The sequence below is a fragment of the Vibrio sp. 2132-1 genome (assembly GCF_033344315.1).
This window is the reverse complement of record NZ_JAWPON010000001.1, coordinates 67,104-90,443: the sequence shown is the minus strand read 5'-3', so window position 1 is coordinate 90,443 and position 23,340 is coordinate 67,104. Positions and strand designations below refer to the sequence as shown.

Annotated in this window: 16 protein-coding genes and 1 pseudogene; 10 read left to right on the top strand and 7 right to left on the bottom strand. The window is 45.4% G+C overall.

The window, feature by feature from the left end:
* Positions 1-654, bottom strand: coding sequence for a GTP cyclohydrolase I FolE (gene folE, locus R8N47_RS00405; RefSeq protein ID WP_005373478.1), 654 nt, complete (start codon positions 652-654; stop codon positions 1-3).
* Positions 655-942: 288 nt separating this feature from the next.
* Here folE and moeA point away from each other — a divergent pair, with 288 nt between their 5' ends.
* The 5 genes and pseudogenes from moeA to R8N47_RS00380 all read left to right on the top strand — a co-directional run bounded on the left by moeA (position 943) and on the right by R8N47_RS00380 (position 6,591).
* Positions 943-2,178: a molybdopterin molybdotransferase MoeA gene (gene moeA, locus R8N47_RS00400; RefSeq protein WP_064354844.1), complete on the top strand. Its 1,236-nt coding sequence runs from the start codon at positions 943-945 to the stop codon at positions 2,176-2,178.
* A 9-nt stretch (positions 2,179-2,187) separates the two neighbouring features.
* Positions 2,188-2,937 (top strand): molybdopterin-synthase adenylyltransferase MoeB, encoded by a 750-nt coding sequence (gene moeB / locus R8N47_RS00395; RefSeq protein WP_064354845.1) that lies wholly within the window; start codon positions 2,188-2,190, stop codon positions 2,935-2,937.
* Positions 2,938-3,112: 175 nt separating this feature from the next.
* Positions 3,113-5,218, top strand: coding sequence for an LruC domain-containing protein (locus tag R8N47_RS00390; RefSeq protein WP_064354846.1), 2,106 nt, complete (start codon positions 3,113-3,115; stop codon positions 5,216-5,218).
* A gap of 12 nt (positions 5,219-5,230) precedes the next feature.
* Positions 5,231-5,631, top strand: a pseudogene (locus tag R8N47_RS00385) (hypothetical protein).
* A 129-nt stretch (positions 5,632-5,760) separates the two neighbouring features.
* Positions 5,761-6,591, top strand: a complete 831-nt coding sequence (locus R8N47_RS00380) for a sulfurtransferase (protein ID WP_064354848.1) — start codon at positions 5,761-5,763, stop codon at positions 6,589-6,591.
* A gap of 165 nt (positions 6,592-6,756) precedes the next feature.
* On the opposite strand, the gene R8N47_RS00375 is transcribed toward R8N47_RS00380, so the two are convergent.
* Positions 6,757-7,758 carry a sugar-binding transcriptional regulator gene (locus tag R8N47_RS00375; protein WP_005387670.1) on the bottom strand — a complete coding sequence of 334 codons (1,002 nt, stop codon included), beginning with the start codon at positions 7,756-7,758 and terminating at the stop codon, positions 6,757-6,759.
* Positions 7,759-8,224: 466 nt separating this feature from the next.
* On the opposite strand from R8N47_RS00375, the gene tal reads away from it, so the two are divergent.
* Together tal and tkt are read left to right on the top strand one after the other, a co-directional pair.
* Entirely contained in the window at positions 8,225-9,175 is a 951-nt protein-coding gene (gene tal, locus R8N47_RS00370; RefSeq protein WP_005373488.1) for a transaldolase, read from the top strand.
* 125 nt (positions 9,176-9,300) lie between these two features.
* A complete protein-coding gene (gene tkt / locus R8N47_RS00365) occupies positions 9,301-11,292 on the top strand; it encodes a transketolase (protein ID WP_042522667.1) in 1,992 nt (663 codons plus the stop codon).
* A gap of 141 nt (positions 11,293-11,433) precedes the next feature.
* On the opposite strand, the gene R8N47_RS00360 is transcribed toward tkt, so the two are convergent.
* The 3 genes from R8N47_RS00360 to aroG form a co-directional block, all read right to left on the bottom strand.
* Positions 11,434-12,996, bottom strand: a complete 1,563-nt coding sequence (locus R8N47_RS00360; RefSeq protein WP_017819900.1) for a methyl-accepting chemotaxis protein — start codon at positions 12,994-12,996, stop codon at positions 11,434-11,436.
* A gap of 209 nt (positions 12,997-13,205) precedes the next feature.
* A complete protein-coding gene (locus tag R8N47_RS00355; RefSeq protein WP_021035943.1) occupies positions 13,206-14,378 on the bottom strand; it encodes an MFS transporter in 1,173 nt (390 codons plus the stop codon).
* 159 nt (positions 14,379-14,537) lie between these two features.
* The gene (aroG, locus tag R8N47_RS00350) at positions 14,538-15,590 is read right to left on the bottom strand and encodes a 3-deoxy-7-phosphoheptulonate synthase AroG (RefSeq protein WP_017635200.1); all 1,053 of its coding nucleotides are present in this window, start codon (positions 15,588-15,590) and stop codon (positions 14,538-14,540) included.
* Positions 15,591-16,049: 459 nt separating this feature from the next.
* Here aroG and R8N47_RS00345 point away from each other — a divergent pair, with 459 nt between their 5' ends.
* The gene (locus R8N47_RS00345) at positions 16,050-17,042 is read left to right on the top strand and encodes an OmpA family protein (protein ID WP_064354850.1); all 993 of its coding nucleotides are present in this window, start codon (positions 16,050-16,052) and stop codon (positions 17,040-17,042) included.
* A gap of 88 nt (positions 17,043-17,130) precedes the next feature.
* On the opposite strand, the gene R8N47_RS00340 is transcribed toward R8N47_RS00345, so the two are convergent.
* Positions 17,131-17,733: a beta-phosphoglucomutase family hydrolase gene (locus R8N47_RS00340; protein ID WP_017819896.1), complete on the bottom strand. Its 603-nt coding sequence runs from the start codon at positions 17,731-17,733 to the stop codon at positions 17,131-17,133.
* Positions 17,734-17,809: 76 nt separating this feature from the next.
* Between R8N47_RS00340 and arfB the strand changes: the two genes are divergently transcribed.
* Together arfB and R8N47_RS00330 are read left to right on the top strand one after the other, a co-directional pair.
* The gene (arfB, locus tag R8N47_RS00335; protein ID WP_017635196.1) at positions 17,810-18,223 is read left to right on the top strand and encodes an alternative ribosome rescue aminoacyl-tRNA hydrolase ArfB; all 414 of its coding nucleotides are present in this window, start codon (positions 17,810-17,812) and stop codon (positions 18,221-18,223) included.
* A gap of 100 nt (positions 18,224-18,323) precedes the next feature.
* Entirely contained in the window at positions 18,324-20,093 is a 1,770-nt protein-coding gene (locus R8N47_RS00330; protein ID WP_064354851.1) for a methyl-accepting chemotaxis protein, read from the top strand.
* 89 nt (positions 20,094-20,182) lie between these two features.
* On the opposite strand, the gene vmeZ is transcribed toward R8N47_RS00330, so the two are convergent.
* The gene (gene vmeZ / locus R8N47_RS00325; protein WP_064354852.1) at positions 20,183-23,335 is read right to left on the bottom strand and encodes a multidrug efflux RND transporter permease subunit VmeZ; all 3,153 of its coding nucleotides are present in this window, start codon (positions 23,333-23,335) and stop codon (positions 20,183-20,185) included.
* Positions 23,336-23,340 lie beyond the last annotated feature (5 nt).

The following is a 23,340-nucleotide window of genomic DNA, read 5'->3' as shown; positions in this document are numbered from 1 at the left end:
CTAGCGTAAACCGTGCAGAAATTCGGCACGCGTTGCTGGGTTGCTCTTGAAGATGCCACCCAATGCAGTTGTTGTCGTTTCGCTGGTTGCATCCATCACACCGCGAGATTTCACGCAGTAGTGTGTTGCGTCAATCGTCACTGCCACATCATCGGACTCAAGCAGCGTTTGAAGTGCAACAAGAATTTGCTGAGTCATACGCTCTTGTACTTGTGGACGCTGAGCAAAGAAGCGAACGATACGGTTGATCTTTGATAAGCCAATGATCTTGCCACGTGGAATGTAAGCCACAGCGGCCTTGCCATCAATGGTCACAAGGTGGTGTTCACAAGTACTAGTTACGGTGATGTCCTTCACGCGAACCATCTCGCTCACGTTCATCTTGTTCTCAATCACTGTGATTTTAGGAAAGTTGGAGTAATCCAGACCAGAGAAGATTTCGTCAACGTACATCTTAGCAATGCGGTGAGGGGTTTCTTCTAGGCTATCGTCAGTGAGGTCAAGTTGAAGTAGACCTAAAATCTCACGCATGTGGTGTTCGATCTTCTCTTTCTTCTCTTCACGACTTACGTTGTTTGGACGCATTGGCGTTTCCAAACCGCGTTGCTCTAGCGCTTCTTTTACTAACTTCGCTGACTCGCTAAGACCTGACATTCCACTTCCTCTTTTGTTTTACTTCAGCCTTCGTACAAACCCAATCAAAATTGCATTCATACTTTTCGCTTTGAGTTGCTCAGTTCGTGTCTTTACACCAAGTCACATCAGATGAAGGTACTGAGCTGATTTTCTTGAGCTCCGCGGGCTTTTTACCCCTTTCGGATGGCTGACAAGGATACTCGGATTTTTGAATAATTACACCCATATTTTATAGGTGGACATTCTTACTCGGTCCCCTTTTTATGGTAAAGTTGCCACAAAACAAAAGAACACAGGATTTTCTCAATGGGCTGCTGCGACGCACCTGGCTTGATGCCAATTGAAGAAGCGATGGACAAAATGTTATCGCGAATCAAACCTATCCAAACAACGCTTTCTCTTCCACTTGCTGAAGCACTCGGTTTTGTACTGGCAGAAGATATCTTGTCTCCTATCCACGTACCGCCATTCGACAACTCAGCAATGGATGGCTACGCTATTCGCATTCAAGATCTTGAGTCATCTTCTGTATTGCCTCTGGCAGGTAAATCATTTGCAGGACAACCTTTTGAAGGTGAATGGCCTCAAGGTACCTGTGTTCGCATCATGACTGGCGCAAAAATCCCACAGGGTTGTGATGCCGTTATCATGCAAGAAAATACTGAAGTAACAGATGCTGGCATTCAGTTCAACCAAACCGACGTGAAGCCACAAAACAACATCCGCCCAACAGGTGACGACATCAAACAAGGCGACATCGTACTGGCAAAAGGTGCACGTTTGACACCTCGCGATATTCCGATGATTGCGTCGCTTGGTGTTAGCCATGTGACAGTAGTACGTAAGCCAAAAGTTGCGTTCTTCTCTACTGGTGATGAACTTAAACCACTGAGCGAACCGCTAGACGAAGGTCAGATCTACGACAGCAACCGTTACGGTATTAAACCGCTTATTGAAAACTTCGGTTGTGAAGCCGTTGATCTTGGCATCATTCCAGATTGCCCAGAGACTCTGAAAGCAACCTTTGAACAAGCGCAAACATTGGCAGATGTGGTTGTGACCTCAGGCGGTGTTAGTGTGGGCGAAGCGGATTACACCAAAGACATTCTTGAAGAGCTTGGTGAAATCGGTTTCTGGAAGTTAGCAATCAAGCCGGGTAAACCTTTCGCATTTGGTAAGCTAAGTACAGCTTGGTTCTGTGGGCTGCCGGGTAACCCTGTTTCTGCAGTTCTTACTATGTACGTGCTTGTTCAACCAATGCTGGCAAAACTTGCAGGCCATACAGAATGGAAAGCACCCGAATCTATTCCAGCAACAACCAAAACCGCCTTTAAGAAAGCGCCAGGTCGTACCGATTACCAACGTGGTATCTATACATTGGAAGATGGCAAGTTTGTGGTTGAAACAACCGGTAACCAAAGCTCTGGTGCATTCCGCTCAATGAGCCTAGCGAACTGTTTTGTTGTATTGGAACGTGAACGCGGCCGAGTTGAAGTGGGCGAAACGGTTCAGATTCAACTATTCAACTCAACCCTTTACTAGGAAGACGTTGTGGATATTCTTTCCGATCAGGAAATGTTGCGTTACAACCGCCAAATCATTCTTCGTCAGTTTGACTTTGAAGGACAAGAAGCACTCAAACAAGCATCGGTATTGATGCTTGGTGCTGGCGGTTTAGGCTGCGCATCAAGCCAATATTTGGCGACTGCTGGTGTCGGTAAAATCACGCTGATTGATGATGATATCGTCGAGTTGTCTAACCTTCAGCGCCAAGTGCTGCACCACGATGCGGATATTGGTCGTAAGAAGGTAGACTCGGCGGCCAATGCGCTACGCGAACTTAACCCGCACATCATTGTAGATACCATCGCAAAGCGTCTTGATGATACAGAGCTAAAAAGCTTGATCGAACAGCACACAATTGTTGTTGATGCATCAGATAACGTCGATACGCGCAATCAACTTAACCGCCTATGTTTTGCGACTAAAACACCGCTAATTTCAGGCGCGGCTATTCGTATGGAAGGCCAAGTGAGTGTGTTTACTTACGACGACCCAACTCAACCATGTTACCAGTGCTTAAGTGCCCTCTTCGGCAGCGGTGCGTTAAGTTGTGTCGAAGCCGGAGTCATGGCTCCTGTTGTGGGTATTGTTGGCGCAGTACAAGCGATGGAGACGATCAAAGTGATTGCTGATTACGGCCAACCAAAGAAAGGCAAAATTCTGATTTTGGACGCGCTCAGCATGTCTTGGCGAGAAATGAATCTGATGAAAATGCCAACCTGTCCGGTTTGTAGTTAGTTCTATACCTCTAATCATTCCCAAAAAGCCCAACTCGATGTTGGGCTTTTTATCATTTTGACAATCAGATTTACAACCCTTCTTCTTACAAATCTTATCTCTATAAAATTCAACAAGTTAAAAGTTGGCACATTCCTTTCATTGCATATATCACGAACCAATGAGAGGGCGAATTATGAAAAGGACATCACTACTACTTGGGTCTCTAATAGCGAGCGCTTACGCACAAGCGGCGCCATTTGATACGTGCCCAAGCCAAGCATACCTATTCCAATCAACCCCGGTTCAAATCTATGGCGTCAATTTGGTTACAGGCTCTACGACTCTTTTAGAGGACGACACAGGTTTGGCTTCGGGCATCAACGGTGTAGGCTTTAACTTCACTGACCGTTATATCTACGGCTACGACACCACAAACAAAAAGATTGTTCGTCTTGGTCAAGACTTCCAAGCAGAGACACTTGATGTTTCGGGTCTTCCTACCGACCACACGTTTTACGTAGGTGACGTTTACAACCACGTCTACTACTTGTACCGCAAAGGCAAAGGACTTTTCTCCATTGACCTTTCTCCGCTCGATTCTGATCCAAATGCGACATTGAGCATCGTGAAAATCAGCTCAACAGCGACTGTGAACCTAACCGACTTTGCATTTCATCCAGGTGATGGCTCCCTTTACGGCATCGACAACAACTCTGGTGTGCTATATCAGTTCAACCCATCAAATGGTAGCGCAACTGCGATAGGTGACACAGGTGAGAAAGGCACATTTGGTGCTGGCTACTTCGATGTAAACGGCAACTACTACGTGTCACGTAACCAAGATGGCAAAATCTATCGCGTTGACCTTTCGGAAGGTAACGCAGCCAATATCGCAGCAGGTATCGTTCCTGCGGTTGAGTTTGTATCCAACGGTCCAAGCTCAAGCCAAAATGATGGCGCACGTTGTGCAAACGCTCCAGTGATTAACGAAGACGAGCCAATTGATTTCGGTGATGCTCCAGACAGCTACCACACAACACTTGCGTCAAACGGTCCTCGCCACGAAGTCGACGGTGTAACTTGGCTTGGTTCAGTCGCTCCTGATGGTGATGCCGACGGTCAAGCAAACGACAACTCTGTGGGCACAGCCGATGAAGATGGTGTTGGTTTTGTATCCGCACTTGACCCAGGCTTAAGCTCAATTGTGAATGTGACAGCTTCTACTTCTGGCTACCTATCAGCATGGTTTGACTGGAACCGCGATGGTGACTTTGATGATGAAGGTGAGCAAGTCTTTACCGACCAATTACTGTCTGCGGGTAATAATCCCCTACCGTTTGTAGTTTCAACCGCTGCAACGGAAGGGTCTAGCTGGAGCCGATTCCGCTTTAGCCAACAAACCGGATTAAACTACGATGGTGGTTCGACATCTGGTGAGGTGGAAGATTACCCAATTACCATCACTGGTAATGGTTACTCAGTGGAATATTTCCCGAGTGCAGAAGATTACGCCACCGTCGCTTACGAAGATAACTGGCCATACACCGCAGACTACGATATGAACGATGTGGTCGTGAAATTCCGCATCACTGAAACCAGTCTTGCTGGTCATGTTGAGAATATTCAAATTACTGGTGACCTAGCGGCTTACGGCGCAAGTTACAAAAATGGCTTCGCAATCCGACTACCGGGTGTTTTAAGAAGCTCGATTGAAAACGGACTAACAACGCTCTCCTTCAATGGTGTAGAACAAGCATCTAATGGCTTGGAAAGTATTTCTGATGAAGCCATTTTCATCATCAGTGAAGACTTAAGCACACACGCGGCGAGCAGCTGTAGCTACTTCCGTACCGAGTCTGGCTGTGATGATAACGTTTCACTCACCTTTACCTTGAATGTGTTCTTCACTGAAGGATCTGACCGTTCAGCCATTCAAGCCATGCCATACGACCCGTTCATCTTTGCAACACCGGGCACTTACCATGGCGATGGGATTACCTTCCAACCAGGCCGTAAATGGGAAGTTCACTTAGCAGACCAAGCACCAACAGAACAGTTTGATGACCAAAACCTCTTCGGTGTCGGCGTCGATGCAAGTGACCCTGCGCAAGGTGTGTACTTCAAAACAGCAAACAACTTACCTTGGGCACTGTTGATAGTAGAAGATTGGGATTGGCCGCTAGAGCGTGTAGACATGGTCGATGCATACCCTCAATTCCAAACTTGGGCTGAGTCTGGTGGCGAACGAAGCACAGATTGGCACACCGCTCCAACACCTAACAAATGCTACATTCCATAGGGAGATAACATTATGAAAGCACTTATCACAATCATCATGGGATTAGCACTAACGGCTTGTGGCGGTGGCGGCGGAGGTGGTAACAGTACACCACCTTCACCAACCCAAACCACCGTTGCAGAGGAAGACACAACCCAGTGACGGAGGGTACGCTCAATGTAGACATCAGTGGTTTCTCTTCACAACGTGCACACCTAAGCGTGTACAAAGAGTTTGTCGAGAACAGTTCAGGTAACTACGATGCAAAATATCCAAGCAAAGTCGCATCGGTTCCACTCAACAACGGTACAGCAAACGTCGACTTTAATGTTTCTGATAGCCAAGGTAGCCTACTTGTTGAAATTTGGTTCTATGACGGTAGTGACCCAATTCAGAAAGTGATTACTTCTGGAGACAACACTTGGACCATGTAACTGGGTAAATCGAAAGCTGTCTTTCAGAACAAATCTTCAATCTTTAACTTAAAAATCGCATCGTTCTTTTGAACATGCGATTTTTTTGTTGTAAAACAGTAAGATTATCCACCTAGCAAACTAAAGACAATGCAAGCACTGATTAGTACTGATGAACTCAATAGCCTTCTCGGCCAACCTAACGTCAAGCTCCTCGACGCTAGTATTGCGTTTCAAATCCCTTCTGAAGGTAAAAAGATTCAAGATAAGTGGATTCCAAATACTTTACGCTTTGATTACGACAATGACTTTTGCTTACCCGGCTCCTCCCTACCGCATATGATGCCAACAGAAGAAGGCTTCAACCAAAGTGCGCAACAACTCGGTTTGAACAACGAAGACTTGATTGTGGTTTATGACAACTCAGGCACTTTAGCGGCACCAAGAGCTTGGTGGATGTTCAAAGCCATGGGGCATGACAATGTCCGAGTCTTAAATGGCGGTCTTCCAGCTTGGATTGAAGCAGGACTCCCTGCCGAAAGTGCCCTATCGCAACCAAGCGAAGAAGGCAACTTTGCGGGCAAGCTCAACCAAAATGCCTTTTTGAGTGCACAAGATGTTCTTGCTCATTCAACCAATAAAAGTGCCAATATCATCGATGCTAGAGCCAAAGCTCGCTTCCTTGGTGAAGTGCCTGAGCCACGAGAAGGTCTACGTAGTGGGCACATTCCAAATTCGGTTTGCTTACCGTTTCAAGAACTCTTGGCCAACGGTCACATTAAACCAAATTCAGAGTTGCAACAGATATTTAGCGCACTAACGATAGATAGTGACAATTCGATTATTTTTAGTTGCGGTTCCGGTGTAACCGCATGCATTTTATTACTCGCGGCGTATCAAATTGGTCTCGACAATCTGTCGGTGTACGACGGTTCTTGGACCGAATGGGGTGCAGACCACTCTCTACCTATCGAGCGTTAAGACAAGTGTCTGTTTAACAAAGTATCTTACGTTTATCTAAAGATGATGTGTTCCAATAAACTAAACGCAGCTTCTAAACCAAACTTGTCGTTTCGAAATAGAAACTGGCTATGAGTGATTTGTCCCTCCTCATAGCCTGACTACATCAAAAGCCGACTATTTTCGTTAGCGTTCAGATGTCGCGTTGCCGTGCATTTGCTCATCTAAGTTGAGCACGGTTAATGCGTTGCTAACGCTCGTGGCGATCACGTCTATCGCTCCAGTTCTTAATGCTCCGAGTAGAGCGAGCGGCTTGCTGTTCTCTGCTGCGATCGCAATGACTTCCGAGATCGGCCGAAACTCTTCAATACCAAGTCCAATTACTCGGTCACTCATTACCGTGTTCGCTACATTACCGTGAATATCAAAGAAGTCATAACCTGCAAAATCCCCTACCACACCTTGTTGAAGTCTCGACTGAACCACTTCATCAGGCGTAAACCAACCTAAGTCGACCATGTAACTGTTTTCGCTCATGTCACCAATACCAACCAAAGCAACATCGGCTTTACGTGCTAGGTCGAGCGTTTGTTTCACGGTTGCATTTTGCATGAAGGCCAACTTCTGTTCTCTATTTTCTGCGTATGCCGGCGCATAAAGGGTTTCAGAGGTTCCCCCATATTTCTTCGCCAACTGACGACAAATATGGTCGGCGTTATACATACCGCCACGCGGGTGAATACCACCAATGCCACACACAAATTTACAGTCACGCGGCGTAATAACACCTATATGGTGAGCGACAGACGACACGTTGCGCCCTTGTCCGACCGTCACCACCATACCGTTTTTGAGCGTGCTAGTGAGATAATTGGACACCAATCCCGATACCTGTAGTCGTTGCGCTTCTTCATTCGGTTGATCAAGAGCAACAAGCGCGCGCTTAACGCCGAATCGCTCGATCAAACGTTGTTCAATCTTGGCGCTAAACACCGGATGGTATTTAACGGTAATTTCAACAATGCCTTCATCACGCGCCTGCTTTAGCATTCGCCCGACCTTTGCGCGTGATATGGCAAATTTTCTCGATATCTCTTCCTGAGTCGCACCGTCTTGATAATACGCGACGGAAATCTCTGTCAACAAATCCGTGTTTTCAATGGAAATATCTTGATTAGAACTGCTCATGGTTTCTCTCGCCCTTTAAGAGGATCGATATTGTATGCAATAAGTGAACATATGCTCATTGACTTAGCATATGTTCTTTATCAATTTAAACGCTACATTTGCTCATCGCAATAACATTTTCTCACTACAATTTTTTACCCTCTTGGATAACGCTCAAGCTTTGAACAATAAGGGCAAACGTTTATTTGGGTTAACCACTAAACACACAGTAAAAAAACGTTGATGAAGTTCACTATAAGTCCATTTCAGCGATTGACTTTCAGCATAGATAGGATAAATATGGACACATCATTTACTCAGCTATCGATCAAATGTTCATAGCATTTGTTCGGTAACGAAATTTTCCGTAGTTGGCTGAGCAGATGTCTCATTAAATGCGATGAGACGGTTAGCTAACTCGCTTTCAAATGCACAAGCTGTGATAACAAAAATCACGCTTAATCCCATTTAAATAGGATGATCGATTATGAGCAACAAGTTAGAGCAACTTCGTAAACTAACGACTGTAGTAGCAGACACTGGCGAAATTGATGCAATTAAAAAGTATCAGCCAGAAGACGCAACAACTAACCCTTCTCTTATCCTTAAAGCCGCTCAAATCGCAGAGTACGCACCTCTAATCGATGCTTCAATCGAATACGCTAAAGCACAGAGCAACGACAAAGCTCAACAAGTTCAAGATACTTGTGACATGCTTGCAGTAAACATCGGTAAAGAAATCCTAAAAACTATCCCAGGTCGTATCTCTACAGAAGTAGACGCTCGTCTATCTTACGATATGGAAGGCAGCGTAGCGAAAGCTCGTCAACTAGTGAAAATGTACAACGATGCTGGCATCACTAACGACCGTATCCTTATCAAACTGGCTTCAACTTGGGAAGGCATTCGCGCAGCTGAGATCCTAGAAAAAGAAGGCATCAACTGTAACCTAACGCTTCTATTCTCGTTCGCTCAAGCACGTGCTTGTGCAGAAGCGGGTGTATTCCTAATCTCGCCATTCGTTGGTCGTATCATGGACTGGTACAAAGCGAAAGAAGGCCGTGACTTCGAAGCTCAAGAAGATCCAGGCGTACTATCTGTAACTAAGATCTACAACTACTACAAAGAATACGGCTACAAAACTGTAGTTATGGGCGCAAGCTTCCGTAACATCGGTGAGATCTTAGAACTAGCTGGTTGTGACCGTCTAACTATCGCTCCTGCTCTACTTGCAGAACTAGAAGCAGCTGAGGGTGAAGTAGTTGAGAAACTAGTTGATTCTAAAGGCGCAGCTGAGCGTCCAGCACCAATGACTCACGCAGAGTTCCTATGGGAACATAACCAAGACCCAATGGCTGTTGAGAAGCTGGCTGAAGGTATCCGCAACTTCGCCGTTGACCAAGGCAAACTAGAAGCGATGATCGAAGCTAAGCTTTAATTGCTTACCAAAAGCGAGTAGCCCGTCTACTCGCTTTTACCATCAGCACTATTTTCAAAAAATTCTATTTGAACTTGTTTCGGCGAGTTCCCTCTATTTAAATCAAATATCGAGAAGTAATCACTATGGATCGTAAACATCTAGCAAATGCAATCCGTGCGCTAAGCATGGATGGTGTTCAACAAGCTAACTCTGGTCACCCAGGTGCACCTATGGGTATGGCTGACATCGCTGAAGTTCTTTGGCGCTCTCATCTAAACCACAACCCATCAAACCCTGAGTGGGCAGACCGCGACCGTTTCGTACTGTCTAACGGCCACGGCTCAATGCTGATTTACTCTCTACTGCACCTTGCAGGTTACGAGTTGTCTATCGACGATCTGAAAAACTTCCGTCAGCTTCACTCTAAAACTCCTGGTCACCCAGAGTACGGTTACGCGCCAGGAATCGAGACCACAACGGGCCCACTAGGTCAAGGCATCACTAACGCGGTTGGTATGGCTCTAGCTGAAAAAGCGCTAGCAGCACAGTTCAACAAAGAAGGCCACGACATCGTTGACCACTTCACTTACGTGTTCATGGGCGACGGCTGTCTGATGGAAGGTATTTCGCACGAGGCATGCTCTCTTGCAGGTACTCTTGGTCTAGGCAAGCTGATCGCATTCTGGGATGACAACGGCATCTCTATCGACGGTCACGTTGAAGGTTGGTTCTCTGACGACACACCTAAGCGTTTCGAAGCTTACGGTTGGCACGTAATCCCTGCAGTCGATGGTCACGATGCTGACGCAATCAACGCAGCAATTGAAGCGGCGAAAGCGGATCCACGTCCTACACTTATCTGTACTAAGACTATCATCGGTTTTGGTTCACCAAACAAATCTGGTTCACACGATTGTCACGGTGCGCCACTAGGCGCTGAAGAAATTGCAGCAACACGCAAAGAACTAGGTTGGGAGCACGGTCCTTTTGAAATTCCGCAAGAAGTCTACGCAGAATGGTCAGCGAAAGAAACAGGCGCAGCTAAGGAAGCAGCGTGGAACGAGAAATTTGCAGCTTATGAAGCAGCGTACCCTGAGCTGGCAGCTGAATTTAAACGCCGCGTAAACGGTGAGCTTCCTGCACAGTGGGAAGAGAAAGCAAGCCAAATCATTGCTGATCTTCAAGCTAACCCAGCAAACATTGCATCACGTAAAGCGTCTCAAAATGCTCTAGAAGCATTTGGTGCTCTACTACCAGAGTTCATGGGTGGCTCTGCTGACCTAGCACCTTCTAACCTAACAATGTGGTCTGGTTCTAAGTCTCTAGAAGCAAGCGACTTCTCTGGTAACTACATCCACTACGGCGTACGTGAATTCGGTATGACAGCGATCATGAACGGTATCGCGCTACACGGTGGTTTCGTTCCTTACGGCGCAACATTCCTAATGTTCATGGAGTACGCACGTAACGCAATGCGTATGGCTGCGCTGATGAAAATTCAGAACATCCAAGTGTACACGCATGACTCTATCGGTCTTGGCGAAGATGGTCCAACTCACCAACCAGTTGAGCAAATGGCATCGCTACGCCTAACACCAAACATGAGCACATGGCGTCCATGTGACCAAGTTGAGTCCGCTGTAGCTTGGAAACTAGCGATTGAACGTAAAGATGCACCGACAGCACTTATCTTCTCTCGTCAAAACCTTGCGCAACAAGAGCGTACAGCAGAACAAGTAGCAGACATCGCGAAAGGTGCTTACATTCTGAAAGATTGCGAAGGCAAGCCTGAGCTAATCCTTATCGCAACAGGTTCTGAAGTTGAACTAGCAGTAGAAGCAGCAGCACAGCTAACTGCTGAAGGTAAGAAAGTACGCGTTGTTTCAATGCCATCAACAGACGCATTCGACAAACAAGACGCCGCTTACCGTGAAGCTGTACTGCCATCAGACGTAACAGCGCGTATCGCAATTGAAGCAGGTATTGCTGACTTCTGGTACAAGTACGTAGGCTTCGACGGTCGCATCATTGGTATGACTTCATTCGGTGAATCTGCACCAGCCGGCGAACTATTCAAAATGTTTGGTTTCACGACTGAAAACGTAGTGAACACAGCAAAAGAGCTACTCGCGTAATTGCAGTAAAAAGATAATCAGTTTTCTCTATTGCGAATGTGAAAACTGAAAAGCCCCACCAGCAATGGCGGGGCTTTCTTTTATCTGGCTCCTATTCGCATAAACGCAGCCAGGACATAAACATCACAACTTTCGTTACGACTATTTGTCTTCAAATCGAAGTGCGAGCTGATAGAAATCTTGTACTTGGTCTTTCAACTGTCGGCTATTTTGCTCAACTGAATGTGTTGCTGCCAAGTTTTGTTCTGCGGTCGAAGCGATAGAATGAATGTGCTGGTTTACATCACTAGATAGCTTTAACTGGTTATTCGCCGCTTCTGCTACATCAACCATCAGCCCACTCATGGTTTGCATCATCTGTTCAACTTCAGACAAACGTAACGCACTTTGTTCTGCTACTTGAGAACAGGCATCGGTTTGCTCTTTGTTTGCCAGAATATCTTTCTGCCAACTTTGAATCGTTGCCAACATAGTGGAGATAGAGGCTTGGATTTGTTCAGTTGCATTGGATGTTCGCCCAGAAAGCGCGCGGACCTCATCAGCTACAACAGCAAAACCACGACCTTGCTCCCCTGCTCTTGCCGCTTCAATCGCCGCGTTGAGTGCCAGTAAATTGGTTTGCTCTGCGATCCCACCAATCTCTTCCATCAAATGGTTCACCTTCTGCGCCTGATCACTCAGTTGATACGTCGTTTCCGTCGCTTTTTCAGCTTGAAGGCTTAACTTCGCTAGATTGGTGTGCGTTTGATCGATGGTCTCCTTCGCCATCAAGCATGACTTCAATGTATCATCAATCAACATATGGGCATCATTGGTACTCGAAGAAACCGAATTTGCCGACGACTCCACCTCTTGGGTAGCATCTCGCACACGATGAATATCGGTATTTTGCTGATTTAATGCAGCTGAGACTTCTGCCGTTGTTTGACTAAGCTCTTCGGCGCAATGCTGCAAAGGCAATGCGGAGTCAGTCATTCTTCCTAACACGGTTCGAATTCTTGCGGATAGCATTTTGATATGGAAATCGGCAATCGAAAATGCCGTGTTACCGGAATAGATCAAGCGACTTACGCTGTCATATTGCTTTTGTAACTTTTTAAGTTGCTGAGGTGTATCAATTAACTCTTGGCGGAATAACAGAGCCAGAACACTTGCAGGTAACGCACTTGCAAGCCAAGCCAACGGCCCTTCAACAGACAACGCATATGCGGTTGCAGGTGCGGTTAGTGCACCAAGTAGAATCGCATAGCGAATGGTTTCATTGATTTTCAACGACCAAGTTCGACCAGACTTCTCTGCAGCACGCATGCTTTTGTAGGCTTTTGTCGCAATATCAACCCACTCTCGCTTTGGTTTCACGCGCACTGATTGATACCCAACAACATGGTTGTCTTCGTAGATAGGGGTGACATAAGCATCAACCCAATAGTAACCGCCAGACTTAGTGGCATTCTTAACCATTCCACGCCAGGCTTTACCTTGTTTAAGGCGTGCCCACATATCACCGAAAGCGGCTTTAGGCATATCATTATGACGAACTATATTATGGTTCTGACCGACAAGTTCTTCGTGAGTGTATTCAGCAACGCGGCAAAAGGCTTCATTACAATATGTAATAACACCTTGTAAGTTCGTTGTTGAGACGAGTTCCTCAGACTCCCTCACGAGAGTTTCTTGAGCTTTATGAGAAATATTGGCTGACATAGACGAAACTTCTTTAGTTTTTATTGATTTTCGGCAAGATATATACAGGATTTTTATTTTTATTACAAAAAGTTAGATAAAAAGTCTTATCAAATCGACATTTTTATTGTGGGAATTCACATTATCGATAAAAACATAAAGAAGAGATTGTTGATTTGAGCTAATAAACAAACCCGACACGATCGGCCGGGTTATATATTAAGCCTCAATTAAGCGGTTTGTGATTCTGGCTTTTTATTCGTTTTTAACGCAAACATCGCGATAACGAGTAACACAAATGGAAGAACATACAAATTAAGATTCTGCCAACCTACGGTAGACTCAAGCCAACCAGATAGTAATGCGGTGATGGTGACACAACTGAACACGAAGAATTCATTAAACGCTTGAGCCTTGCTTCTGTTTTTCGCTTCATAACTTTGACTAAACAGCCCGGTTGCTGCGATAAACATAAAGTTCCACCCTATTCCTAACAGGATTAAAGCAAGACTAAAATGCCAGATAGACACTCCATGTATATTAATTCCAATACAAGCAACAAATAGCAATCCACCCGCCAAAATCATATTCTTAGCGCCAAACCGCTCTATCAGACGGCCCGTGACAAACGCAGGTGCAAACATACCCAACACGTGCCATTCGATCACTCCCGCCGCTTTATCAAAATCAAAGCCACAACCAATCATCGCTAAAGGAGTTGCTGTCATTAAAATGTTCATCACCGCGTACGCAACCATTGCCGCGATAACTGCCAGCATGAAATTAGGTCGACGAATAATCAGTCTCAGCTTATCCGCCTTAGCGTGTAGCGCCTGCGTGTGTGCAGGTGGAAAACGAATGGTTTGTAGCACAACCAACGCGGTTATATAAAGCACGACAAGCACAGCAAATGCACTAATGTATAAGCCATCATCTGACCACTGCTGCGAGTACACGGCCAGATTAGGCCCAAGGATCGCCGCTAACACCCCACCCGCCATAGATATCGAAATCGCCCTATGCCTTGCCGACTCTTCACACACTTCAATGGCAGCAAACCTGTATAGAGTACCGAAACCTATACCAACACCAAGCAAAAACGTAGACATGCAGAACAGATAGAAGTTTTGTTGACTTAATGCATACGTCGCTAGACTAGCACCCAAAATGCCAATGACATTACCAAGGCTAAAACCAAGGCGACGCCCTAACTTGCCCATAATTAGCGACGCAGGAATTGTCGCGGCCATCAGTCCCAAAAACTGCAGTGCAACTGGTAATGTGATAAAACTTGATGACGGCGCAAGTGTTTTGCCAATAAGGGCAATAACAGATATGAGTAAAATATTCCCTGTCATTAATAAGGCTTGGCAGAGGGATAGAAGCCATACATTACGATTCAATTCCAAATTCCTTTTGGTTACAACGTATACAGATAACATATAGGAAAGCAGAAACAATAGAAAGATATGAGAGTAATTCTCAACAAAAAGAGCCAGAGGCATAGTACCTCTGGCTCTTCACTATTCACTTTTCGCTTTTAAAAAGTTTTTCTGTTGAGCTTACTTGTTGCGGCGCGCTTTTACTGCATCAGAAAGCTGACGAAGTACCGTTTCCGTATCTTCCCAACCAATACATGCATCAGTAATCGACTGACCATAAGTGGCTGCTTTGCCATCCACTAAGTCTTGGCGACCTTCAACTAAATGAGACTCGATCATCACACCAAAAATGGCTTCTTCGCCAGCAGAGATTTGTTCGGATACATCATCAGACACCAGCATTTGACGCTTGAACTGCTTCGAGCTGTTAGCATGGCTAAAATCAATCATCACTTTTTTCGGCAGACCTGCGGTGTCCAGCTCATCTTTAATTTGAGCTACATGTGCTGCACTGTAGTTTGGTTCTTTACCGCCACGTAGAATAATATGGCAGTCTGGATTACCAGCGGTTTCTACGATCGCGGAATGACCGTATTTTGTTACTGAAAGGAAGTGATGGGAAGCGCTTGCAGAACGAATCGCGTCGCTCGCTATTTTAATATTCCCGTCTGTACCGTTTTTGAAACCTACAGGACAAGAAAGACCAGAAGCTAGCTCGCGGTGAACCTGAGATTCTGTCGTACGAGCACCGATAGCGCCCCAACTGATCAAATCCGCCACGTACTGAGGTGTGATCATATCTAAGAATTCACTTGCCGTTGGCAAGCCCATATCGGTTAGATCAAGAAGAAGTTTACGTCCGATACGTAGACCATCATTTAGCTTATAGGTGTCATTTAAGTAAGGGTCATTGATAAGGCCTTTCCAACCAACGGTCGTACGCGGCTTTTCAAAATAAACTCGCATAACAACCTCAAGCTGCTCGCCCAGTTCATCACGTAATACTTTTAGCTTTTTACCGTACTCAACCGCGGCAGCCGGATCGTGAATAGAACACGGGCCAACGATCACGAGTAATCGATCGTCTTTTCCTTCAAGAATATTGTGAATGGCGTTACGGCAATCAAAAGTGGTCGAAGAAGCGGTTTCAGTCGCTGGGAACTTCTCTAATACTGCAACAGGTGGCAATAACTCTTTTACTCTATTTATTCTTACATCATCAGTTTGAAACATTACTTCTACTTCCTGGTTTTATTTCCGACCCCATTTTTACCAACTGAACTCATTGCAACATTGTTCACAAAGCGAGCAGCATCAAGGGCTGTGGTCATTTTCTGTCTAGCGTTTAAGTAACTTATCGGCTTAGGCGTAGACTTGCAATCAGTTTTTGCAAATAAATGCAAATAAAAGCCACCTGTTAACTACTGCGCACAATGTAAAGTAAAGTTTACGAAAAAAAGTTCAAAATAATCATCAATTTTCTTATGCACCAAAAAATCTTTACTACAATGTAAGAAATATCAGAAGTTTGTGAGGTATTTTTGGGTAGTAAATGTTGATCAAGTTCAAATATATTGTTGCTTGATATGAAATGATTAGAATATTAAACTAATTTCTTATAAACGCTGGTTTTTTCTAATTTTTTGATAAAACGAAGTAGAAGTTAATATGCAATCAATACAAGGAAACATTATGAACAAAGTAGCAATTGCAGTAGCAGCAGTGGTAGCTGGTAGTAGCGCGCTTTTAAACTCTGCTCAAGCTGAAATGTACATCGGGGGCAAAGTGGGCATGACTACACTTGACGACGCTTGCTATCTAAATAGCCCTTGTGATGATGAAGCGTTTGGTGCAGGACTACATATCGGTTATGACTTTACCGATATCATTGGGCTAGAGTACGGCGTAGACTTCTTAGGCGACTACAAAGCTAACTCGATGTCAGGGGCTAACACGGTTAATACGATTGACGGCAATCTAACGGCTTTAACACTTGCACCTAAATTCAACTGGCACTTAAACGACTCTTGGAATCTGTTTGCTAAGATCGGTGGTGCTTACATGATGTCTGATGACGAAACAGACTTTGTCCCAACAGGTTCTTTGGGTGCTGAATACTCGATCGATAGAAACTGGAGTGTTCGCGCTGAATACCAACGTTACCAAGACATGTCTGACGACGTGTGGGACGACATGGATGCTAACTTCTTTGGTATCGGTGTTAACTACAAATTCGCAGCAGCTCCAGTTGTTGCAGCAGTTGTAACGGAAGAAGTGATCGAGCCAGATCCAGAACCAGTGATGATGAGCAAGGTGCACAAAGAAGAGTACGGTACAGGTACGTTTGAATTCGATAGTGCTAAGTTAACAGAGTCCGTTTCTGAACGTCTGGACAACTTTGTTTCATTCTTGAACGAATATCCTCAAGCTCAAGTAGAGATTACTGGTTACACGGATAGCTCAGGCCCTGAGGCATACAACCAAAAACTGTCTGAGCGTCGTGCTCAATCTGTTGCTGATTACCTAACCGCAGCTGGCATTGGTTCAGATCGTTTGACAGTTAAAGGTATGGGTGAAGAAAACCCAGTTGCTGACAACAGCACTCGCGAAGGTCGTGAGAAAAACCGTCGCGTAGAAGTTGTGGTACCTTCATTTGAATACCAAGAGCTAGTTCAACCAGAATAAGCATCTATGATTCATGATCGATGATGTGGTAAAAATTAATGGGGTGCATTTGCACCCCATTTTGATCTCATATTAAGGGATATTGCCACTATGGTTTTGGGAAAAAGATCAACTCATTATCTTGCACCATAACGCAATCCATACCAGCTGCATGCGCCGCTCGCTTCCCCAACTCAGTATCCTCGAACACAAGACACTGTGACGCCTCCAAGTCGAGTTGTTCCGCGGCCACCAAAAAGGTATCTGGAAAGGGTTTATGGTTCTCTACATCACTCGCGGTTACTACAACATCTAACTTGTCTAATAAACCTGCATGACTTAATAAGCGCATGGCACTTTCTCGTTGGCTGCCAGTCCCGACTGCAATTTTCTTATGGCCTAAATATTCCTCTAACACGATGTTCGTGCAAGGAATAACGTCACCATGAAGCTCCATAGCAGCGAATGTTTCCATTTTAAATGTCGCGACAGTTTTAGGATCTAACGAAAGCTCATGCACACGATTTAGTTCCTCAACAATTTTAAAGCTCGGCATCCCTCCCAAACTGTGAAACCATTCCTGGCAAAACGGAAAATCAAAACGCTCAGCAGTTGCTTGCCAAGCTGCCAAGTGGGCTGGCATGGTATCGATTAGAGTACCATCCATATCAAATATGAATCCCTCATAGGGTCTAAAATCAATCGTGCTCATGTCTTTTCTTCTATTTGTGCATCTGTAATGTTAATTTATCAGCTCTTTCAATCGTCCTTACCGGCATTTACTTATCATGCTCAAAATTTCGAACTCCGTCACAATTCAAGAGTGGGAAATTCAATTATCCCCAATTAGAGCTCAAGGAAATGGTGGCCAGAACGTTAACAAGGTAGCGTCCGCTATACACCTGCGCTTTGATATCCGGCATTCAAGCTTACCTGACTTTTACAAAGAGCGATTACTTGCACTTTCTGATAGTCGTATAAGTAAAGATGGCGTGATCATCATCAAAGCGCAACAATTTCGGACACAAGAACAAAATAAGGAAGACGCCCTAAATCGGCTTCAAGCATTGATAAAAGCTGCCGCTTTACAGGAGAAGAAGCGTATTAAAACGAAACCAACCCGCGCTTCTCAACGCCGACGACTTGATACAAAAAACAAGCACGGAGCGAAAAAACAGCAACGTAAAAAAGTGCTGTATTAGTGAATGTCGTTTTCTCGACATGTTAGTTGAACAACGTTTGCTAGCCCTTGGAAATCTCATTGGATTTCTCTTTTTAGTTACTTATTCAGGAAACAACAATATGACTATTAGGCAAAAACTCTACTTCCTCGGAGTTATCGCCATTTTAGGCATCGTGGCCCTTTTGGGTACGTCATCCCATTTTGAAAACAAGAGCAATGATCTAAATCACGCGATCAAACTCGTTGGTGATCTAGAAATACGCTTACTCAACTTACGCAGAAATGAAAAAGATTTCCTACTACGTAGTAATGACAAATATCTAAATAAGTTTGACGCCAATGTTGACAAGTTTATAGACACAGAAAAAGAGCTTGCGAACATACTCAAGAGTAATGAATTACCTTCCAGTCAACAATTTAAGCAAGACTTGCTCGCATACCAAAGGGGCTTTCAGAATCTGGTCAGCGCTTACCAACTATACGGGCTTGATTCAAAGAGTGGGCTTCTCGCTGGTTACGAACAAGCACTATTAGAAGCAAAACAACGTTCAGACCACCAGCAGTTATTGGCATTAGTCCGTTTTGACTCTGCGGTAAAAGCAGGACTATTCAATAGTGACTTGCTTGAGGGGCAATATGCTCCGGAGCTTATCAAAACAGGTAAGCAATTGGCGGCCCAAAAGCAAGTTGTTGGGGTTGCTTATGACAAAGGCCTACTCGGTGAAACTCGCGCATTATCCCATGCCGTAGAAGAGCAATTTGAAACCTTTTCCACAGCCCTTAGCTCTGCTGCCGCACAACGTGATGAACAAATGTCGACCATCAAGCAGGTCATTACAGCTCTGATCTTAGTCGTTATTTTCGCATTGATTTGGCAAATTTCACGTTCAATCAATACGCGAGTGAATAGCTTACTTGGCACCATTCGAAGTATCAGCGAAACGAACAACATGGGACTTCGATCTGATTTGAAAGGTCAAGACGAGCTATTTGATATCAGTCATCACCTCAATGACCTATTGGATAAGCTTGAGCATCTAATTAGTAGTACCCAAGAAAAATCGGCGCAACTCACTGCAAGTACCGATAATATGCATCGTGAGTTAGAAGGCGTTATGGAGCAATTCCACACTCAAACTGACCACACTGCATCAATGGCGACGGCAGTTCAGCAAATGGTTGCCACAATAGGTGAAATCTCTGAAAGCACATCAGTTGCGGTAGAAGGCGTACATCAGGCAGCGAATAATGCCGAACAAGGTCGAGGAGTTGTTGAGGCGACGGTAACCAACATCGGTCAACTAACCACGATTTTATCAAACAGCCAGCAGTCGATTGGCTCGCTGAATCAGCATGTAGATAAAATTGGTGGTGCCGTGAACATCATCCAAGAAATTGCAGAGCAAACCAACCTACTAGCTCTCAACGCAGCAATTGAAGCCGCGCGAGCAGGCGAACAAGGCCGCGGGTTTGCAGTTGTCGCCGATGAAGTACGCGCCCTAGCTAGCCGAACTCATCAATCCACAGAGGAAATCACGCGGGTCGTTGCAGATATTCAAACTCAAATGTCTACAGTTGTTGCTGATATTGATCAATGTAACGATCAAGGGCAACAAACACTTAATGCTTCTGAAAAACTGGATTCTAGCCTACAGCAGATCATCACTGACATGCATTCAATTCAAGGTAATTCGGAGCGCATAGCTTCAGCAATTGAAGAACAAGGTATCGTTATGAACCAAGTTAGCGGTTCAATCACCGAGCTAAACGCAATATCTGAGAATAACATGCAATCCGCTCAGGAATGCTTGCATGAAGTGAACTCTGTCTCTGCTCAAGCTCATGATATGGATGAAGCCGTTGCACAATTCAAAACTGCGCTAAAATAACCCTTTTTCAAAATAGAAAGCCCGAGGCAATCATTGCTTCGGGCTTTTTTCAATTGTCACTTCGTGCTTGCTGCGCACTTCGGATGTGATTATTCATCATCAAGAGGAACCAGCTTGGTGTTGCCACCATGAACTTTCTCACGCTGTCTTTGCACCAGAGCGTAGAAGCCTGGGATCAAGAATGTACCTGCTAGAAGCACACACAATAGACCACCAATCAGCGACACGCCGAGTGAGTTTTGACTCACGTGCCCCGCGCCAGCGGCAAAGATAAGCGGGAAGATACCCAGAATAAATGACCAAGATGTCATATTCACAGCGCGGAAACGTAAAGTGCCTCCTTTAACCGCTGCACTATCGATATCAGCATCTTTTTCTTCTCGCTCTTGCTTGGCGAACTCCACAATCAAAATTGCGTTTTTCGCCGCCAAGGCTATGAGCAAGACAAGACCAATTTGGGCATACAAGTTAAGCGGCGTGCCAGTTAGATTCAACGCAAGGAAGGAACCTAACGTTGCTACTGGGACCACCAAAATAATAGCCAGTGGAATACTCCAACTCTCATACTGAGCCACCATAAACAAGTAAATGAAGATCAAAGCCAGCGCAAACGCATAAATGGCTTGGTTACCCGCAAGCACTTCCTGATAAGCCATACCTGTCCATTCATACGTGTACCCTTGCGGAAGAACTTCAGCAGCAACGCGTTCCATTGCTGCAATCGCATCACCACTAGAGTAACCCGGAGCTGGTTGGCCTTGAATGATAGCACTGCGGTACATGTTGTAACGCCACGCCACATCAGGCTCAAACACTTGCTCGTAGCTCACTAGCGTACTTAACGGGACCATATCACCGTTCGAAGAACGAACATGAAAACGCTCTAGATCTTCCATGCTGCTACGGTGCTGGCTATCAGCTTGCATGGTTACGCGGAAGTTCTTACCAAACATGGTGAAGTCATTCACATAAAGCGAACCTAAGTTGCCTTGCAAGGTTTGGAAAATAGACGACAGCGAAATACCTAATTGCTGCGCTTTCTCACGATCGATATCAACGTAGTAGTGCGGAACATTCGCGCGGAACGTGCTAAACGTGTAGGCAATTTCAGGCGCTTGGTTAGCCGCTTGGATCATTTCTCCCATGACCATCGACAAGTCGGTACGACTTCGCCCTAGCGTGTCTTCAAGCACAAACTCAAAACCAGACGCAGCGCCCATACCTGGAACCGCCGGTGGTCCCATCGCAAAAACAACCGCTTGAGGTAACTCTGTCGCCGCTCGCCCGTTAATACGTGCCGCGATAGCATTAGCAGAGTGCTCTCCTTGCAGCGAGTTACGAGTATCCCAGTCATGCAATTTGATAAATACAGAAGCACCGTTTGATGCTGCTGCGCCTGTCATAAACGAGTAACCGTTCGCAACCGTCACACCATCCACACCAGGCTCTTCACCGATCATTTTCATTAAATCATTGGTGACTTCTTCAGTACGTGATAAAGAGGCTGAATCTGGTAGCTGTACGTTAACCAGCAAAATGCCTTTATCTTCTTGAGGAACAAACGCTGTAGAGGTGGTTTTCGCAAAGAAAGTGACCGCTGCGATAGCAACTATAAAGAACGTCACGAGCAGTAAAGACTTCTTCACCAAGAAACCAGCGATCTGGCCATAACGCGTAGTGATGCGCTCTAAGCCTCGGTTGAAAGCCTGGAACCAGTTAGCGGTATTGCCCCCACCCTGCTTCAATACCAGAGAACAAAGTGCTGGAGACAGCGTCAATGCATTGATGGATGAAATCACAACCGAAATACAGATGGTCAAAGCGAACTGGCGATACATGATACCGGTGATACCTGGCAGCATGGCGACGGGTATGAATACCGCAAGTAGAACCAAGGTCGACGTGATGATTGGTCCCGTTACTTCTTTCATCGCTAGCAACGTCGCTTTACGCGGTGAAATGGTTGGGTCTTTCGCCATGGTAGTATCGACGTTTTCGATAACCAGAATCGCATCGTCCACCACGATACCAATCGCAAGGATCAAGCCAAACAAAGTAACCGTATTAATGGTGAAGCCCGTTGCCTGCATGATGGCAAACGTACCAATCAGAGAAACGGGGATCGCGACAACAGGAATCAACGTTGCACGCGCACTACCCAAGAACAAGTAAGTTACAGCAATCACCAATAGAATCGCTTCAATCAGTGTTTTTACTACCCCTTTGATCGATTCAGATACGAACACGGTTGTATCGTAGCTGGTCTCGTATTCCATTCCCTCTGGGAAGTTTTTGCTCAAGCCTTCAAGGAGCTCCATGACGGCCTGACCACTTTCTAACGCATTCGCATCCGATTGAAGAGACAACGTAACGATTGACGCGTCCTGGCCACGGAACTTACCGTTACCATCGTAGAACTTTTTGCCTAGTTCAACGCGAGCAACATCTTTCAGATAAACCGTAGAGCCATTGGGATTAGCTCGAAGGACTACGTTCTCAAACTCACTCACGCTTTCCAAGCGACCTTTGGTCACAAGGTTAAACTGAACTTCTTGCGGATTGTTGTATGGTGCTGCACCTACACGCCCTGCCGCAACTTGAACGTTCTGTTCAGCCAAAGCAGCGTATACGTCTGACGTGGTTAGCTTAAGGTTGGCCATTTTTTCAGGATCTAACCAAACACGCATTGCGTATTCGCCACCACCAATCACGTTAACTTCACTGATACCTTTCGCACGAGCCAACTGATCTTTTACATTCAAGTTAATGTAGTTAATCAAGAACTGATCATCGTATTTGCCATCAGGTGAATAGAAGTTAAGTACCATCAGCAAGTCAGGTGAACGCTTTTTCACCGTCACACCAACCATGCGAACTTCTTGAGGCAATTTTGACTCAATCTGTGACACGCGGTTTTGCACGTTAACTTGCGCCATATCTGGGTCGGTGCCGACATCGAACGTGACGTTTAGGCTGTAAGAGCCATCGTTCGCGCTCTTTGAAGACATGTATATCATATCCTCAACGCCGTTGACTGAGGTCTCTATGGGGTCCGCAATGGCCTGCTCGACAACTTCCGCACTCGCGCCGGTGTAGTAAGCCGAAACGCTTACTGATGGCGGGCTTATCTGTGGGTACTCAGCCACTGGCAAAATCGCCAGTGAGATCGCGCCGGCTAGCGTTAATATGATCGAAATAACCAGCGCGAATTTAGGTCTCTGAATAAAGAAACGACTTAACATAGTGC

Bases quoted from the DNA above. Each gene is read 5' to 3' on its own strand.
- folE (WP_005373478.1), bottom strand. From the start codon at position 654: ATGTCAGGTCTTAGCGAGTCAGCGAAGTTAGTAAAAGAAGCGCTAGAG.
- moeA (WP_064354844.1), top strand. From the start codon at position 943: ATGGGCTGCTGCGACGCACCTGGCTTGATGCCAATTGAAGAAGCGATG.
- R8N47_RS00390 (WP_064354846.1), top strand. From the start codon at position 3,113: ATGAAAAGGACATCACTACTACTTGGGTCTCTAATAGCGAGCGCTTAC.
- R8N47_RS00380 (WP_064354848.1), top strand. From the start codon at position 5,761: ATGCAAGCACTGATTAGTACTGATGAACTCAATAGCCTTCTCGGCCAA.
- R8N47_RS00375 (WP_005387670.1), bottom strand. From the start codon at position 7,758: ATGAGCAGTTCTAATCAAGATATTTCCATTGAAAACACGGATTTGTTG.
- tal (WP_005373488.1), top strand. From the start codon at position 8,225: ATGAGCAACAAGTTAGAGCAACTTCGTAAACTAACGACTGTAGTAGCA.
- tkt (WP_042522667.1), top strand. From the start codon at position 9,301: ATGGATCGTAAACATCTAGCAAATGCAATCCGTGCGCTAAGCATGGAT.
- R8N47_RS00360 (WP_017819900.1), bottom strand. From the start codon at position 12,996: ATGTCAGCCAATATTTCTCATAAAGCTCAAGAAACTCTCGTGAGGGAG.
- aroG (WP_017635200.1), bottom strand. From the start codon at position 15,590: ATGTTTCAAACTGATGATGTAAGAATAAATAGAGTAAAAGAGTTATTG.
- R8N47_RS00345 (WP_064354850.1), top strand. From the start codon at position 16,050: ATGAACAAAGTAGCAATTGCAGTAGCAGCAGTGGTAGCTGGTAGTAGC.
- R8N47_RS00340 (WP_017819896.1), bottom strand. From the start codon at position 17,733: ATGAGCACGATTGATTTTAGACCCTATGAGGGATTCATATTTGATATG.
- arfB (WP_017635196.1), top strand. From the start codon at position 17,810: ATGCTCAAAATTTCGAACTCCGTCACAATTCAAGAGTGGGAAATTCAA.
- R8N47_RS00330 (WP_064354851.1), top strand. From the start codon at position 18,324: ATGACTATTAGGCAAAAACTCTACTTCCTCGGAGTTATCGCCATTTTA.
- vmeZ (WP_064354852.1), bottom strand. From the start codon at position 23,335: ATGTTAAGTCGTTTCTTTATTCAGAGACCTAAATTCGCGCTGGTTATT.